Here is a 15,185-nt window from a genome sequence, read left to right on the forward strand (position 1 = left end):
GAATTCAATCGCGCAGACGATCAACGCTCTTTTAGACTCTCATCCACATGTTTCTGCACCGGACTGAGCAAAAAGTCGATCACTCGTCGCTTGCCTGTCTTGATCTCAGCCGTCAGATTCATGCCGGGCGCCAGCTTGATGCGCTTGCCGTCCACGTTGAGCTTGGTTTGCTCAAGCACGAGAGTGGCAGGGAATATCGCTCCGCGCTTCTCGTCATTGACCGCATCCGCACTGATGCTGCTGACCGTGGCGCTGACCGTGCCGTAGCGGGTGTAGGGGAAGGTTTCCAGCTTGACGGTGACCGCTTGGCCCTCTCGGACGAAGCCCATGTCTTTGTTCTCCAGCACGACCTCGGCGGTGACTGCCGCGTCGTCAGGCACCAGCACCAGCAGCACCTGCGCTTCGGTGACCACGCCGCCGGAGGTGTGCACGGCCAGTTGCTGCACAGTCCCTGCAACCGGCGCGGTGAGTTGGGTCAAAGCGTTACGCTTGTCGGCCTTGATGCCTTCTTCACCCAGTTGCCTCGTCTTCAGTTCGGCTTGCGCTGAGCGGTCGCGTAGAAGGCGTTCGGTTTCCGCGCGATAGGCGAGGCGCGACTGCTCGCTTTCTTTCAAGGCAGCCTGCGCCTCACTTCGTCTGGCCAAGGCGGTGGCCAGGTCTCGCTCCAACTCGACGCGCTCACGCCGGCGGTCTTGTTCGGCGTGGCCGGCCATAAAGCCTTGCTCGGTTAGCGACTTGAAGTCGCTTTCACGTTGCTGGGCCATGGGCAAGGTGGTTTGCAGCTTGCCCACCAATTGCTCGGCGGTCGCAATCTCGGCCCGGCGGCGGGCGGCCTCGGCGTCAAACTTGGCGAACTTGGCGCTGATGTCGGCCCAATCGCTTTGCAGCTGGATGCGGCTGGTGGCGAGATCGGCTGGATTCAGCGCGCGGTTCTCGGTGAGTAGCGGCGGTACGCCGCTGGCCAAGCTTTTGAGCAGGCTTTGCGAGCGCAGCAGCTCGCTCCAGGCGGCACTGCGCTCCTCAATCACCCGATTGGCGTCGGCCTGGGTGGCGGTGGCGTCCAGCGAGATCAACAACTGCCCGGCCTTGACGCGGTCACCATCTTTCACGTGGATGGCTTTGACCACGCTGGTTTCCAGCGGCTGGATGGTCTTGCTGCGCTGGCTGATGATGATGCGGCCTTGGGACACGGCCACGATGTCGATCTGGCCGAAGATGGACCACAGCAGCGCGATGACGAACAGGCTGCAGATAGCGATTGCTGCCCGGCGTGGAGCCGGATGCGGTGGCGTCTCCTGCAAGGCCAGGGTCGCCGGCAAAAAAGCGCGCTCGTCAGCCAAACGTTTGGGGCCAGCGAGTTGATCGCGAACCGCCCAGGCCGCCTTGAAGGTCGCGCCATAGCGCGCCAAAAGCTCGCTGACGGGGTGACGGCGGGACGGGCTTGTTTCAGCAGCGGTCGTCATGCTGGCGCGCCTTCAGATTGGCCCGCGTTCTGCTGCATGCGCCACAGATGAGCATAGAGGCCTTGTGGTTTTGCAAGCAGTTGCTCGTGGCTGCCTATCTCGACAATGCGGCCTTTGTCCATGGCGACGATGCGATGTGCTTGGCGCACCGCGCTGAGGCGGTGGGCGATGATGAAGACGGTGCGGCCTTGGCAGATGGCGCGCATATTGCGTTGGATGATGGCCTCGCTTTCGTAGTCCAAGGCACTGGTGGCTTCGTCGAAGATCAGGATGCGGGGTTGGCTGAACAAGGCTCGCGCGATGGCGATGCGTTGGCGCTGCCCACCCGAGAGGCTGGAGCCCTGTTCGCCAACTACCGTGTCATAGCCCTCGGGTAGCTCGGCGATGAAGTCGTGGGCACCCGCTTGCTTGGCGGCATGGATCACCGCCTCCAGCGGCGCTGCTGGGTCGGCCACGGCGATGTTCTCTCGCACGCTGCGGTTGAACAGCATGTTCTCTTGCAGCACCACGCCCACCTGGCGGCGCAGTTGGGCCGTGTCGACCATGGCCACGTCATGCCCATCGACCAACACCCGCCCACTTTCGGGCACGTACAAGCGCTGAATCAGCTTGGTTAGCGTGCTCTTGCCGGAGCCGCTGCGGCCGACGATGCCAATCACCTCGCCGGGTTGAACATCGAGACTGATGCCGTTCAGCACAGGTTGAGCATCGGGGCGGTAACGAAAGCTCAGCTTGTCGAGCGTCACCCGGCCTTGGATGCGGGGAAGCGGGCTGGCGCTTTGCGACGCAAGCTCGGTGCGGGTGTTGAGAATGTCCCCCAGGCGCGCCATGGAAAGCCCGGTTTGCTGGAAGTCGGTCCACATCTGCGCGATGCGCATGATGGGCTGGGCCACTCGGCCCGCAAACATATTGAAGGCGACAAACATGCCGACCGTCAGTTGCCCGTCCATGACCAAATGCGCGCCATACCAAAGCGTTGCAGCGTTCACCAGCTTGCCAACCAGGTTGACGCCCTCGTGGCCGTACTGCGCCAAGGTTTGGGTCTTGAAACTGGCCGAAACGTAGGCCGCTAACTGCTGGTCCCAGCGTCGTGCCATCTGCGGCTCCAGCGCGCTGGCCTTGACGGTCTGGATGCCGGTGATGGTCTCCACCAACAGGCTTTGGTTCTCGGCACCCCGGGCAAGCTTCTCGTTCAGTCGGCCACGCAAGACCGGAACTATTGCCAGGCTCAGGCCCAGGTACAGCGGGAGCGAACATAAAACAATCAGCGTCAGTGGCACGCTGTAGACGAACATCACGGCGATGAAGATCACCGAGAACAGCACATCCAACACCAGAGTCAAAGCATTGCCGGTGAGGAACTGGCGGATGTTCTCCAGCTCACGCACCCGCGCCACTGAGTCGCCCACACGGCGGGCCTGGAAGTAGGCCAGCGGCAGGTTCAGCAGGTGGCGGAACAGGCGTGCGCCTAACTCGACATCGATGCGGCTGGTGGTATGGCTAATTACATAGCTGCGCAGCACATTGAGCACGCTCTCGAACAGCATGATCACCACCAGGCCGATGACCAGCACGTCCAGGGTGCTCAAGCCCCGGTGTACCAGCACCTTGTCCATCACCGCCTGGAAGAACAGCGGCGAGACCAGGGCAAAGAGCTGCAGGAACAAGGAAACCGTTAAAACCTCTCCCAGCAGCTTGCGGTGCTTGACGATGCTGGGGATGAACCAGCTGAAATCGAACTTGGCCAGCTCGCCGGTGAGGCTGGCGCGACTGGCAATCAAGATCAACTCGCCGGTCCACTGGGAGGCAAAGATTTCGATGGGTTCGATGGTGGGCCGGCCTGCCTGCCCATTCGCAAGGCCAGCGGGATCCAAAAAAAGCACGCGTTGCCCGTCGCATTGGGCCAGCACGACCACCCGACCGTCAGTAAAAAAGGCCAATGCGGGCAGGGGTTGCAAGCTCAGGCGATCCGCGCTGCTGCGCGTGGATTTGCCCTTGAGCCCCAGGTGCCGGGCCGCCAGCAACAAATCTTGGCGCGAGGCGATGTCGGCGTCGCCCAGACCGAGTTCGTGCTTGAGGGCGGCAGGCTCGCTGGCGATGTGGTGGAGGCGGGCAATTACAGCGAGGGCTGCCAGCCCTAAATCTGCAGACAAAGAAGGGTTGGCTTGCGGACGGGGACTATCCGGCAGCTCAGCGGTACTTGAGTCTTCACCCGGTCCAACCTCGCGCTCATGGGCGTTGGCCGGCAGGTCGCTCAACAGAGTCTGCTTGTTGTTATTGTTTTTCAAAAAAAGTCCCTCGGCTGGCAGGGCTCTATGGCCCGTTGGTTGGCACTATTTCAAGCCGCCGGGGTGGGGGGGTGGCAATTCCCCCGTATGGGGGTGGGGTTAGAGCGTGATCCGAGCCTTGGGCGATCGCCAGATTGAACGCGCGCGAGTAGCTTTTTGGGGCCGTGGCAGGTATCTGTCAGAGTTGACAGGTTCGATGGTTGATTGCGTTCAAGCCATCAGCGCCGCCAACCTTGCCGCCTGCACCGCCCGCCCAATCGCCGGGCCGGTCTTGCCTTCGGCCAGGGCCTGGGCGCTGACGGCGCTCAGGTCCAGGGCCTGCAGCCGGGCCAGATCGTTCAAGAATTGCTGGCGCTGCGGGTAGTCACGGTCTTCCAGGCCTAAACGCCCGCGCGCATCGCATTCGCAGGCCCAGAGCATCAGCGCAAAGCGTTCGGGCCGGCGCCAGGCGTCGCAGCGTTCCATCAGGCGCAGGCGGGCCTCGGGGCCGAAGCCGGTGCTTTGATGCACATGAGTGTGCTCGCGTGCCACCAGCTCGGCCAGTTCCTTGCACTCGTTCGGCACCCGCCAGCGCTCGCTCAATTGCTTGGCCAGTTTGGCGCTCAAGCCCTCGTGGCCGATGTGGCGGGGCAGCAGCTCGGGCGCCGTCAAGCCCTTGCCGAAGTCGTGGCAGAGGCAGGCGTAGCGCAGCTCCAGCGGGCTTTGCTCTTGGGCGGCCCGGTCTATCACCATCAAGGCATGGACGCCGCTATCGATCTCGGGGTGGTGCTGGGCCGGCTGGGGCACGCCGAAGAGGCGGTCCAGCTCGGGGCAGAGCCGGGCCAGGGCGCCGCAGTCGCGCAAGACCTCGAACATGCGCGAGGGTTTTGCTTCCATCAGGCCGCGCGAGATTTCCTGCCAGACCCGCTCGGCCACCAGCGCGTCCACCTCGCCCTGGGCCACCATGGCCTGCATCAGGGCCAGGGTTTCGGGGGCGACGCTGAAGTCCGTGAAGCGGGCGGCAAAACGGGCCAGGCGCAGGATGCGCACCGGGTCTTCGGCAAAGGCGGGCGAGACATGGCGCAAGACCTTGGCGGCCAGATCGCGCTGGCCGCCGTAGGGGTCGATCAGCCGACCCTGCGCGTCCTGCGCCATCGCGTTGATGCTCAGGTCGCGGCGGGCCAGGTCCTGCTCCAGCGTCACATCGGGCGCGGCGTGGAAGGCAAAGCCGTGATAGCCCGGCGCCGTCTTGCGCTCGGTGCGGGCCAGGGCGTATTCCTCATGGGTCTGCGGGTGCAGAAAGACCGGGAAGTCCTGGCCCACGGGGAGAAAGCCGGCGGCCAGCATGGAGGCCGGGTCGGCGCCTATGACCACCCAGTCACGGTCCTGGACCGGGCGGCCCAGCAGTGCGTCGCGGACCGCGCCGCCAACGAGGAATGTTTGCATGAGTCAGAAAACCATCAAGAAAGAGTCACAAAGCGCGCTTACATTCAGATTCGATTGCGCCGGCCTAATCCCCAAAGCTAGGGGAATGATTGTGGGCAAGTGGCAGGTAAATTCTCAGCGACTGGCATGTACGGAAAGAGTTAGGGCCGGGTTGGTGCTGCTTTTTCCTAACCAAGGATACCCATGAAATTGAAAATCATCACCGCCGCAGCCGTCCTGGCCGTGTCTTCGCTGGCCGCAAGAGCAGCGACCATAGACCTGGGCCCCCTGGATGGCAGCAGCCCCGACAGCAGCTCCGGCGTGTCGTCCAAGTTTGCGCTGAATGCTTCCATCGCCGACACCTGGACCTTCACGCTGGACACCGCCTCCCAGGTGTCTTTCGGCGCCCAGCAGTCCTTCAGCGCCCTGAGCAATGCCATCCGCAATTTCTCCGGCGTGTTGCTGGGTTATGGCCCGCTGAGCCTGACGACCTCGTCCACCCAGGCCAATCTGAGCTGGTCGGGTACCTTGGCGGCCGGCAGCTACACGGTGAATATCAGCGGCCTGTCGGCAGCCAGGAATACCCAGTACACCACCACGCTGGCGGCCGCGCCGGTGCCTGAGCCCGAAACCTATGCGCTGCTGCTGGCCGGCCTGGGCGTGGTGGGTTTCGTGGCTTTGCGCCGCAAGCAGGGCTGACCGCAAGAGTCATCAGCATTCCGGCCAAGAAAAAGAGCGCCACGGTGCTCTTTTTTCCTGCCGGCTTGGTCCTCAGGTGGCTGAACCGGCTTGGCGATAGGGCTCTTCAAAGTCCAGAAAGTCTTTTTCCGCCACCGCGTCGGCCACCCAGGCGGCCACCGCCGGGTGCGCCTGCACCGCTTGCGCATAGGCTTTGGCGGCGGCATCGAGAGGCAGGCCGTAGCGGCTAACCCGCATCACCATCGGGGCGAAATAAGCGTCCACATTGCTGAACTCGCCGAACAGAAAAGGCCCGCCGCTGGCCGCCAGGGCCTCGCCCCACAGCGCGTTCAGGCGCCCGAGGTCTTCATGCAGCTTGGGTTCGGTGCTCAGCAGGCGCTGGCCCACGGCCGCCAGATCGGCGTCGATATTCATCGGGCACAAATTGCGCAATTGGCCGAAGCCCGCGTGCATCTCGGCGCAGAGGCTGCGGGCCCGGGCGCGCTGGCGCGCGTCGCGTGGCCATAAATTCAGCGCCGGGTATTGCTCGGCCAGGTACTCGGCGATGGCCAGGGTGTCCCAGACCACGAAGCCGTCGTCCGCCACCAGCACCGGCACCTTGTGGGTGGGGCTGACGGGGGCCAAGGCCTGGTAGAAGGCCGAGCCGGGCGTGAAGTCAAAACGCAGCTTGAGCTCCTCGAAGGCGATGCCGAAGGCCTTCATCAGCACCCAGGGGCGCATGGACCAGGAGGAGTAGTTCTTGTTGCCGATATAGAGCTTCATGCTTGGGCTGCGGTTTGGGTTGGGATGCGTCCAGCATAGCCGCCGGGGCCGCTCTGCGGCATGAGCAATGCGCAAGGCATTCTTGCCGCGCGCGCATCAGCGCGGCCTTCTCAAGGCTGCTTATCGTCCTCCTTGGGGCCGATCTGTCCGCCCAGCCTGGCCCGCAAGCTGCCGCCGCGGGCGCTGCTATCGCCCAGCAGGGGGGCGTAGATGCTGGCATTGGTCAGCACTTTTTTGACGTAGTCGCGGGTCTCGGTGAAGGGGATGTTCTCCACCCAGATGGCGGCGTCCAGCGTGGCACCCTCGCGCCAGCGCCGTGGCCGTCCAGGCCCGGCGTTATAGGCCGCCGCCGCCATGGCCATGGAGCCGCCGAAATCGTCCAGCACCAGCTTCAGATAGTGGGTGCCGATCTTGATATTGAAGTCGCGGTCCGTCATCAGCTCGGGGCGGAAGTCCAGGCCTATCTTCTTGGCCGTCCAGCGCGCCGTGGCCGGCATCACCTGCATCAGGCCCGAGGCGCCCACATGGGAGCGGGCGTCCATCACAAAGCGCGACTCCTGGCGGATCAGGCCGAAGACGTAGGCGGGGTCGATGCCGGCCTCGCGCGACTTGGCCAGCAGCTCGCGCGCATGCGGGGCGGGGTAGCGCTGGCTCAGATCGAACTCGCCGCGGGCGCGCTCGCTGGTGTTGATGCAGCGGTCCCAGATCTCGCGCTCGCAAGCCTCTTGCGCGGCGGCGCGCAGGCTGCGGTCGTTCAGGCCGCGCAGGCTGTAATTCCATTCGCGCACGCCCTCGTTGCGCAGGCCGCGGTCTATCAGCAGCAGGGCGCGCTTGAGGCCGGCATGGCCTTGCGCCTGGCCGCGCTCGGCCGGGCTGAGCGGGCTGGGTGCGGCGGGCAGGGCGGGCTTCTCGCCCAGATCTTCGGCGGCCAGGCGGCCGTAAAAAGTCCAGGGCGAGGCCAGGGCTTGCAGCAGGCCGCGGGCTTCCGCGCGCAGGGCCTCTCCGCTGGCACCGTCGGCCGCGGTGGCCAGCAGGGCGCGGGCGCGCCAGTACTGCCAGCTGGGATCGCGCTGCTCGGCCGCCGTCATCAGCTCCATGCTTTTGAGCGCCTGGGGCCAGCGTCCGCTGCGCAGGGCCGCGCGGGTGGACCAGGCCAGGGTGTCGTCGCTCCAACTCAGGGACTGCTTGTTTTTCTCCGCCAGCTTGAGGGCGCGCTCGAAGTAGTCGGCCGCCTCGGGGCCGAGCTTTTGCGCGGCCTGACGGCCGATCTGGGCCCAGGCCCAGGCGTCCAGCTCGCCGGGCAGCTCGCGTTGCCAGCGGCTGCTCATCAGCTCGGCGGCCACGGCGGGGTCGCCCGCGGCCACACGCATCAGGGCCAGCGTGGCTAACTCGGTATGTGTGCGCGCGCCGCCCTTGGCCTTGCGGGCGAGGTAGCGGGCCGGGTTGTCCTGGATCTCGGCCAGGGCCAGCTCCACCGGCTTGCCCAGCAGGGCGGCGGCCTGCCTGGCCGCGCGCGACTTGTTGGCCTCCACCGCCAGGCGCAGCTTGAGCCAGGCGTCGGCGCTGTTCAACTGCTTGGCTTCGTACAGCGTGGTGGCGAGCAGATGGCAGCCGTCGTCGCCGTCGCGCTGGGCCAGCCAGGCGCTGCGGGCGGCGTCCAGCACCTTGCGGCCGGCCAGATGCTCGGTCAGCAGGCCGTAGCAGGCGACCTCGCGGTCGTCGCGCATCTGGAAACGCGGGTAGTCGGCGGCAAAGTTGGGCCAGTCGCGCCGGCGGCCCAGCTCCAGCAGCCAGTCATTGCGCAGGCGGTCTTCCACATAGCTGCCGGGCCAGCGGCCGTAGAAGGCCTCCAGCTCGGGCTGTGTGGCTTCGTTCAGGCGCAGGCCGAGCTGCCAATAGTCCATCCAGGGCGCCAGCGGGTGGGCTTGCTCGATGGCGGCGCTGGCCGCGGCGGCGGCGCGCTTTTTGTCCTTGAGGCGCAGGGCCTCCTGGGCCTCGGCCAGCAGGGGGTCAGGTTTTGCCTGCCCGCTGCCGGCCGCGTTCTGCGCCTGGCAGAGGGGCAGGCTGCCCAGGCCCAGCGTCAACGAAAGCGCCAGCATCAAGGCCGCGGGCTTCAGGGCTTTGCGCAGCCAGGGGCGTGATTCATATACTGCCAAAACTCGTTCCTCAAAGGTCAAACCGTGCCAACTCTGCCAACTTCACGCCCCGAACTGCGCGCCCATTTGTTGGCCGCGCGCGCCGCCTGGCTGGCCACGCCCGCAGCGCATGCGGCCGCCGCCGGCCTGGGCGCACGCCTGCAGCAATTGCTGGCCCAGCTGGAGCCGCAATGCCTGGGGCTTTACTGGCCGCTTGAGGGGGAATTTAACGCAGCCGAGGCCTTGCGGGGCAAGGCCTTGACGCAAGACCATGCGCTGAACGCCCCGCCGATGCCGGATGCCGATGAAGACGCGGGTTTGGATGAGGACGAGGAGGCGCCCCGCTCGCCCACGATCTGGGCCTTGCCCTATGCCTTCAAATCGCCGCGCCGCATGGATTACCGGCGCTGGGACGGCGGAGCGCCCGGCTTGAAGGACGAATGCGGCATCGCCAGCAGCAGCGGTGGGCCGGTCGTGCCCGATGTGGTGCTGGTGCCCTGCGTGGGCTTCACCCGCGAGGGCTATCGCCTGGGCTATGGTGGCGGCTATTTCGACCGCTGGCTGGCCGCGCACCCCGGCGTCACCAGCATAGGCCTGGCCTGGTCCATCGGCGAAGTGCACTTCCCCGTCGAGGCGCATGACCAGGCCCTGACCCTGATCCTGACCGAGAAGGAAGCGATCATGCCCTGAGAGGCTGAGAACTTTTTACTGCGCGGCCGTCATGCGTCGTTGGGCGGTGCTCGGAATCCTCACGTACAGGGAGTACGTTCCGGTTCCTGTGCTCCGTCCGCCTAGCCTGACGACCGCTCGCTACAAAAGTTCTCAGCCTCTGAGCGCAGCGCAGGGGCGGCCGGCAGAAAAACTGGGGCGGCGGCTCAGCAAAACTTGCGGGTCGCTGGTGTGACGGCGGCGGGCCTTGGCTTCTAATCAAGGCCATGAAGCGCACCCATCCCTACCCCAATTTCCGCGACCCCCAGGTGCTGGACGCCCATGTGCGCCACACCCTGGGCTTCTATCACCCGCGGGCCATCGATGCCAGCGGCGGCTTCTTCCACTTCTTTCGCGATGACGGCGCGGTCTACGACGCCCACACCCGCCATCTGGTCAGCAGCACCCGCTTTGTTTTCAATTACGCCATGGCCTGGCGGCGCTTTGGCCAGCCTGAGCACCAGGCCGCCCTGCGCCACGGCCTGAGGTTTTTGCGCGAGCAACACCGCCAGGCCGACACCGGCGGCTACTGGTGGTGCCTGGACTGGCGGGACGGCCGGGCCCGCCCCGTGGATGCCGACAACCACTGCTACGGCCTGGCCTTTGTGATGCTGGCCTATGCCCATGCGCTGATGGCCGGCGAGGCGGAGGCGCGCAGCTGGCTGGCCGAGACCTGGCATTTGATGGAGGCCCGCTTCTGGGAGCCCGAGCATGGCCTCTACGCCGATGTGGCCAGCGCCGACTGGGCCCTGCTCGACCCCTACCGCGGCCAGAACGCCAATATGCATGCCTGCGAGGCCTTGCTGGCCGCCTTTGATGCCACTGGAGAAACGCGTTATCTGCACCGCGCCGAGACCCTGGCCCGCAATATCACCCAGCGCCAGGCGGCCCTGGCCGGCGGCCTGGTCTGGGAGCATTACCGCAGCGACTGGCAGCCGGACTGGGACTACAACCGCGAGGACAAAAGCAATATCTTCCGCCCCTGGGGCTACCAGCCCGGCCATCTGACCGAATGGGCCAAGCTGCTCTTGATCCTGGAGCGGCATGGCGCGCAGCTGCAAGAGGGCAGCGACTGGCTGCTGCCGCGCGCCCGCCAGCTCTTCGACACCGCCATGGCCCGCGCCTGGGATGCCGAGCATGGCGGCCTGGCCTATGGCTTTGCGCCCGATGGTTCGATCTGCGACGGCGATAAATACTTCTGGGTCCAGGCCGAGAGCCTGGCCACGGCCGGCCTGCTGGCCCTGCGCAGCGGCGAGCCGCAGTACTGGGACTGGTACCAGCGCCTGTGGGAATACAGCTGGACCCATCTGGTCGATCACCAGCATGGCGCCTGGTACCGCATCTTGCGCGCCGACAACAGCCCGATCAGCGATGAGAAAAGCCCGGCGGGCAAGACCGACTATCACACCATGGGTGCTTGCTACGAGCTGATGCAGGCGCTGGAGCGGCGGACGTGAGCGCCGCCCGGCCCCTGCCCCAGGTCCTGTCTTTTGGCGAGGCCTTGACCGACCTGATCCGCAGCGGCCCGCAGAGCTGGACCTCGCTCTGCGGTGGCGCGCCCTGGAATGTGGCGACCGCCCTGGCGGCCCTGGGCCTGCCCAGCGCTTTCGGCGGCGCCATCAGCTCCTGCGTGTTCGGCCAGGCCCTGTGGCAGGCCAGCGAGGCGGCGGGCCTGGACCTGCGCTTTCTGCAGCAGCAGCCGGCCACGCGCCCGCCCTTGCTGGCGATCGTGCATGAGCTGGACCCGCCGCAGTACTTCTTCATCGGCGAGGGCGCGGCCGATCTGTTCTTCGAGCCCGCGGCCCTGCCCAAGGGCTGGCGCGAGGCGCTGCGCTGGGCGCATTTCGGCGGCATCAGCCTGGCGCGCGAGCCCCTGGCCGGGCGCTTGCTGGCGCTGGCGGCGGAGCTGAAGGCGCAGGGCGTGCGCATCAGCTACGACCCCAACTTCCGCCTGCTGATGGACAGCCGCTACGACGCCACGCTGGAGCGCATGAGCCGCCTGGCCGATGTGATCAAGGTCTCGGACGAAGACCTGCAAGGCCTGTTCCGCTGCAGCGATCCGCAGCAAGGTCTGGCCCAGCTGCGCGAATGGAACCCCCAGGCCCTGCTCCTGCTAACGCAGGGCGCCGCCGGTGCCCGGCTCTATCACCCGGGCGGCGACTGCTCGGCCAGGCCGCCGCAGATCAAGCTGGTGGACAGCGTGGGCGCGGGCGACGCCGCCATGGCCGGCCTCTTGTTCAGCCTGTTGACGCAGCCCGCGGCCGGGCCGCAAACCCATCTGCGCTGGGCCGTGGCGGCGGGGGCGGCGGCCTGCGAGGTGGCCGGCGCCGCCAGGCTCTCGTCAGCGCGGCTGCGGGCGCTGGCCGAGCCGGGCTCATAGCCCGTATTTGGTCCTCAAGGCCTCCAGCCGGCCCTGGGCGCGCAGGCCGTCCAGGGTTTGCTGCAGGCTTTGGGCCAGCCAGGGCGGGCCGTTGGGATTCAGGGCAAACCAATAGCTCGTGCTCCGGTCGAACTCGCCCACCACCTTGAGGGTGTCGGGCGGCAGCTGCAGCTGCTGCAGGCTCCAGAGCGCGGCCGTGTCATTCATCACCATCAGCTCCATGCGCTGGGCCAGCAGCATGCGCAGCACGCCGAGGTAGTCCGAGCCCAGCTCCAGCTCCTTGCCCACGCGCAGGCCCAGGGCCTGCAACTGGCTCAGCGTGGCCGTGCCCTTTTTGGCGCCAAGGCGCAGCCCGTTCAGGTGCTGGAGGTCCTGGAAGCGGATGTCCCGGCGCTGGGCCAGGCGGTAGATCAGCACCCGCCGCGGCAGCACCGGCCCGACCCAGCGGTACAGCGACTCGCGCTCGGCCATGCGGGCATAGGGGAAGAGCAGGCCCAGCGGGTTTTCGCTGAGCGATTGCTGGGCCCGCAACAGGGGTTGCATCTCGAGGTTGATCTGCAGATTCAGGCGCGGCAGCATTTCGCGCAGCAGCTCGATGAACAGGCCGCTCAGGCCGCCCGTGTCCTGATGGCTCAGCGGTGGCAGCTCATGGGTGAAACCCTGCAAGACACCCTGGCCCTGCTGGGACTCGGCCGCCCCGGCCAGCAGGGGCGAGCCCAGCAGGCCCAGCAGCAGATGTTGAAACTCGCGGCGGCACGGCATGTCTACCCTTGGACTCTTGTTGCATGCGGGCCAGTCTACTGGGCTTGGACGCTAGGTCCACTGACAATATGCAAGCTCTTTCAACACCAGTCACGCGGCTTGGCCCGGCGACTCCACATCCACGAACTGCCACCAGTCGCTCCAGAACAGCGGCCGGCGATAGCCCTGCACCCAGGGCTGGGCGATGTCATTGCTGAACAGATGGGCGACGATTTTGTAGGGCGCGTAGGCCACGGCCAGGCGCTTGGCCTCGCGGAATTGGGCCTCGCGCTCGGGCCCGTCGGGCAAGGCCTCCAGGCGCTGGTAGAGCGCGTCCAGCTGGGGCAGGGCAAAGCGCGAGACGTTTTGCGAGCCGGCCTGCGGGCCGTTGTAGCGGGCCAGGGCGGCCAGGCCGTCGGGCACATCGGACTGCACGGCAAAACCCCAGACCATCAGCTTGCCGGCCCGGGCCGATTTCAGATGCTCGGGGAATTTGGCGGTGATGAACTTCACCCGCAGGCCCAGGCGCTGCAGATTGATGCGCCATAACTCATCACTCTGGCGGGCTGCCTGGTCCGGCGTGGTGGCGATTTCTATGCTCAGGCTGGCGCCGTCGGGCTGCAGGCGGTAGCCCTCGGCATCGCGCCCGCCCCAGCCGTAGGCGTCCAGCAAGGCGTTGGCGCGCTGCGGGTCGAACTCGCCCATCTCGCTGCGGAAGGCCGGCTCATAGCCGCTGGTGTGAGGCACGATGGGGCTTTGCGCGGGGATGCCCTGGCCGCGCCGCAGCAAGGCGATATTGCGGCCTACGTCGTAGCCCAGCGAGATGGCGCGACGCAGGGCGATGCGCTCCGGGCTCAGCCCGCCCACCACCGGGTGGGTCATGCCGAAGTAGATCAGCGAGCAATCGGCATTGAGCTGGCGGAACAGCCGCATGCCGCGCTTGGCCAGAAAGGGCGCCAGGTGGCCACGCGGCGCGGCCTGGCTGATGAAGGGCGGAGGCACGCCGTCGCCCGGCGCGGCGAGGAGGTCCAGCTGGCCGTTCAGAAAGGACAGCCAGCGCGGCTGGTCTTCCTCGATGATGGCGATCTCCACCCGCTCCACCATGGGCAGCAGACGGCCCTGGAAGCGCTGGAGCAAGGCCTGGCCCTCGGCGTCGTCGGCGGCCGGCGTGACCTCGTAACGCCGTTCTCGATAGACCGGGTTTTTCTCGAGCACGATGCGCGAGCTGCGCCGCCACTCGGCCAGGCGGTAGGGACCGGTGCCCACGGGGTGGGCGTCCACATCCCGGCCATAGGCCTCCACCACCTCGCGCGCCAGGGCGCCGAAGATATCGCTGCTGGCCAGGCGCTCCAGCAGGCGCGGGCGGGGCTCGGCCAGGCGGATCTGCAAGGTGTGGCGGTCCAGGGCGCGCAGGCCGGGGATCTCGCGGTTGTAGTCGAAGGGGCGGCCGCTGGCCAGGGCTTCTTCGCGCAGCTCGTTCAGGCCGAGCATATTTGCCGTTAGCAAGAAGGGCAGCATGGGCGACATATTCGCCGGGTCGACGATGCGCTTGAAGCTGTAGACATAGTCGGCCGCCACCAGCTCACGGGCTTGGCCTTTGAAGGCCGGGTCGGGCGCGAACAAGATGCCGGGCCGCAGGCGGATGGTGAAGGTCTTGAAGTCGGCGCTGGTCTCGGGCAGGGCGGCGGCCGTCAGCGGCTTGATCAAGACCGGCCGGGCCAGGTGGTCGTAGCAGTACAAGGCCTCGAAGATATGGCCGGTGACGGCGCGCGAATAGCCGTCGGAGATGCGGGCCGGGTCGAAGCCGGTCTCGGCCGCCTTGAAGGCCAGGCGCAGGGTTTTGGGGCCTTGCTGGGCCTGGCTGAGCTGGGGTCTGGCCAGCAGGGGGAGGGCTAGGCCGGCGCCTAGCAACTGGCGGCGGTTCAAGGGGCTTTTTTCGTTGTTCATGCCTTAGGACTGTGCGAGTACTTTGCGGAGTTTGGCCTGGCGGCGCATGGCGCCGTGTCCCTCTTGTATTGTTTGACGGCCCAGCGGGGATTTCGCCCCCGCAGGCGACTTACTTTTCTTGCGTCGCCAAGAAAAGTAAGCAAAAGAAGGCGACCCGACGCCTGGCCCCTTCGGGGTGCGTTGCGGTGCTCAGGTTTACCGGGCCGCGCCCAACTCACTGCGCTACGCTCCGTTCAGACAGGGGGCGCGAGTCAGTCAACGAAGTCGCTTCGCGACGCCCAGCAAACCTTCCGCTCCTCACCCAGGCTCGACGGGACTGAACCCCGACACGCCTCGCTTCGCATCGGCTTGAAGGGCTGCGCGCAAGCGCGCAGCGGATGTTGGTATTTGACCGAGGCGACGCGCAGCGAGCCGAGTGGTTTTGGCATTCCCCGTTTTGCCTGGGCGAGGCGCGCAGAATTCGGCGGGCGTCGCGCAGCGACTTCGTGATCTGACTTCGCGCCCCCTGTTTGAACGGAGCGTAGCGCAGTGAGTTGGGCGCGGCCCGGCGAATTCGAGCACAGAGCGGACCCCGAAGGGGCCAGGCATTCGGGGCGGTTTCTTTGCCTTCTTTCTTGGGCGTCCAAGAAAGAAGGTCGCCCGCCGGGGCGAACTCCCG

At 66.5% G+C, this 15,185-nt stretch carries 10 protein-coding genes, 1 other RNA gene and 1 pseudogene; 5 read left to right on the plus strand and 7 right to left on the minus strand.

Going from position 1 to position 15,185, the window contains the following annotated elements:
• Positions 1–20: 20 nt before the first annotated feature.
• From HNP55_RS20490 to HNP55_RS20500, 3 genes are all read right to left on the minus strand, one after another.
• Positions 21–1,463 carry an HlyD family type I secretion periplasmic adaptor subunit gene (locus HNP55_RS20490; protein WP_184303699.1) on the minus strand — a complete coding sequence of 481 codons (1,443 nt, stop codon included), beginning with the start codon at positions 1,461–1,463 and terminating at the stop codon, positions 21–23.
• The gene (locus tag HNP55_RS20495) at positions 1,460–3,616 is read right to left on the minus strand and encodes a type I secretion system permease/ATPase (protein WP_184303701.1); all 2,157 of its coding nucleotides are present in this window, start codon (positions 3,614–3,616) and stop codon (positions 1,460–1,462) included. Before HNP55_RS20495 ends, HNP55_RS20490 begins: the two co-directional genes overlap by 4 nt.
• A gap of 345 nt (positions 3,617–3,961) precedes the next feature.
• Positions 3,962–5,176, minus strand: a complete 1,215-nt coding sequence (locus HNP55_RS20500; RefSeq protein WP_184303703.1) for a multifunctional CCA addition/repair protein — start codon at positions 5,174–5,176, stop codon at positions 3,962–3,964.
• A gap of 216 nt (positions 5,177–5,392) precedes the next feature.
• Here HNP55_RS20500 and HNP55_RS20505 point away from each other — a divergent pair.
• A pseudogene (locus tag HNP55_RS20505) lies at positions 5,393–5,854 on the plus strand (FxDxF family PEP-CTERM protein); the annotation flags it as partial.
• Positions 5,855–5,926: 72 nt separating this feature from the next.
• On the opposite strand, the gene HNP55_RS20510 reads toward HNP55_RS20505, so the two are convergent.
• Positions 5,927–6,616, minus strand: a complete 690-nt coding sequence (locus tag HNP55_RS20510; RefSeq protein ID WP_184303707.1) for a glutathione S-transferase — start codon at positions 6,614–6,616, stop codon at positions 5,927–5,929.
• Between the two features lie 110 nt (positions 6,617–6,726).
• Positions 6,727–8,715, minus strand: coding sequence for a lytic transglycosylase domain-containing protein (locus HNP55_RS20515; protein WP_184303890.1), 1,989 nt, complete (start codon positions 8,713–8,715; stop codon positions 6,727–6,729).
• 81 nt (positions 8,716–8,796) lie between these two features.
• On the opposite strand from HNP55_RS20515, the gene HNP55_RS20520 reads away from it, so the two are divergent.
• The 4 genes from HNP55_RS20520 (at position 8,797) to HNP55_RS20535 (ending at position 11,839) form a co-directional block, all read left to right on the plus strand.
• Positions 8,797–9,441 (plus strand): 5-formyltetrahydrofolate cyclo-ligase, encoded by a 645-nt coding sequence (locus HNP55_RS20520; RefSeq protein WP_184303709.1) that lies wholly within the window; start codon positions 8,797–8,799, stop codon positions 9,439–9,441.
• A gap of 61 nt (positions 9,442–9,502) precedes the next feature.
• Positions 9,503–9,579: non-coding RNA, sX9 sRNA (locus HNP55_RS20525), on the plus strand.
• A 107-nt stretch (positions 9,580–9,686) separates the two neighbouring features.
• Positions 9,687–10,916 (plus strand): AGE family epimerase/isomerase, encoded by a 1,230-nt coding sequence (locus HNP55_RS20530; RefSeq protein WP_184303711.1) that lies wholly within the window; start codon positions 9,687–9,689, stop codon positions 10,914–10,916.
• Positions 10,913–11,839 carry a carbohydrate kinase gene (locus tag HNP55_RS20535; RefSeq protein ID WP_348648736.1) on the plus strand — a complete coding sequence of 309 codons (927 nt, stop codon included), beginning with the start codon at positions 10,913–10,915 and terminating at the stop codon, positions 11,837–11,839. The genes HNP55_RS20530 and HNP55_RS20535 overlap by 4 nt, the downstream gene beginning before the upstream one ends.
• On the opposite strand, the gene HNP55_RS20540 is transcribed toward HNP55_RS20535, so the two are convergent.
• On the minus strand, positions 11,834–12,601 hold the full coding sequence (locus HNP55_RS20540) for a substrate-binding periplasmic protein (protein WP_184303712.1): 768 nt from the start codon (positions 12,599–12,601) through the stop codon (positions 11,834–11,836). The genes HNP55_RS20535 and HNP55_RS20540 overlap by 6 nt on opposite strands.
• A gap of 90 nt (positions 12,602–12,691) precedes the next feature.
• The gene (locus HNP55_RS20545) at positions 12,692–14,527 is read right to left on the minus strand and encodes an ABC transporter substrate-binding protein (RefSeq protein WP_184303714.1); all 1,836 of its coding nucleotides are present in this window, start codon (positions 14,525–14,527) and stop codon (positions 12,692–12,694) included.
• Between the last annotated feature and the right edge of the window lie 658 nt (positions 14,528–15,185).

This window comes from Roseateles oligotrophus, from assembly GCF_014204525.1.
Classification (GTDB): Bacteria; Pseudomonadota; Gammaproteobacteria; order Burkholderiales; family Burkholderiaceae_C; genus Paucibacter_A; species Paucibacter_A oligotrophus_A.

Coding starts and splice junctions, on each gene's coding strand:
- HNP55_RS20530 (WP_184303711.1), top strand. CDS start 9,687: ATGAAGCGCACCCATCCCTACCCCAATTTCCGCGACCCCCAGGTGCTG.
- HNP55_RS20515 (WP_184303890.1), bottom strand. CDS start 8,715: ATGCTGGCGCTTTCGTTGACGCTGGGCCTGGGCAGCCTGCCCCTCTGC.
- HNP55_RS20510 (WP_184303707.1), bottom strand. CDS start 6,616: ATGAAGCTCTATATCGGCAACAAGAACTACTCCTCCTGGTCCATGCGC.
- HNP55_RS20490 (WP_184303699.1), bottom strand. CDS start 1,463: ATGACGACCGCTGCTGAAACAAGCCCGTCCCGCCGTCACCCCGTCAGC.
- HNP55_RS20540 (WP_184303712.1), bottom strand. CDS start 12,601: ATGCCGTGCCGCCGCGAGTTTCAACATCTGCTGCTGGGCCTGCTGGGC.
- HNP55_RS20500 (WP_184303703.1), bottom strand. CDS start 5,176: ATGCAAACATTCCTCGTTGGCGGCGCGGTCCGCGACGCACTGCTGGGC.
- HNP55_RS20545 (WP_184303714.1), bottom strand. CDS start 14,527: ATGAACAACGAAAAAAGCCCCTTGAACCGCCGCCAGTTGCTAGGCGCC.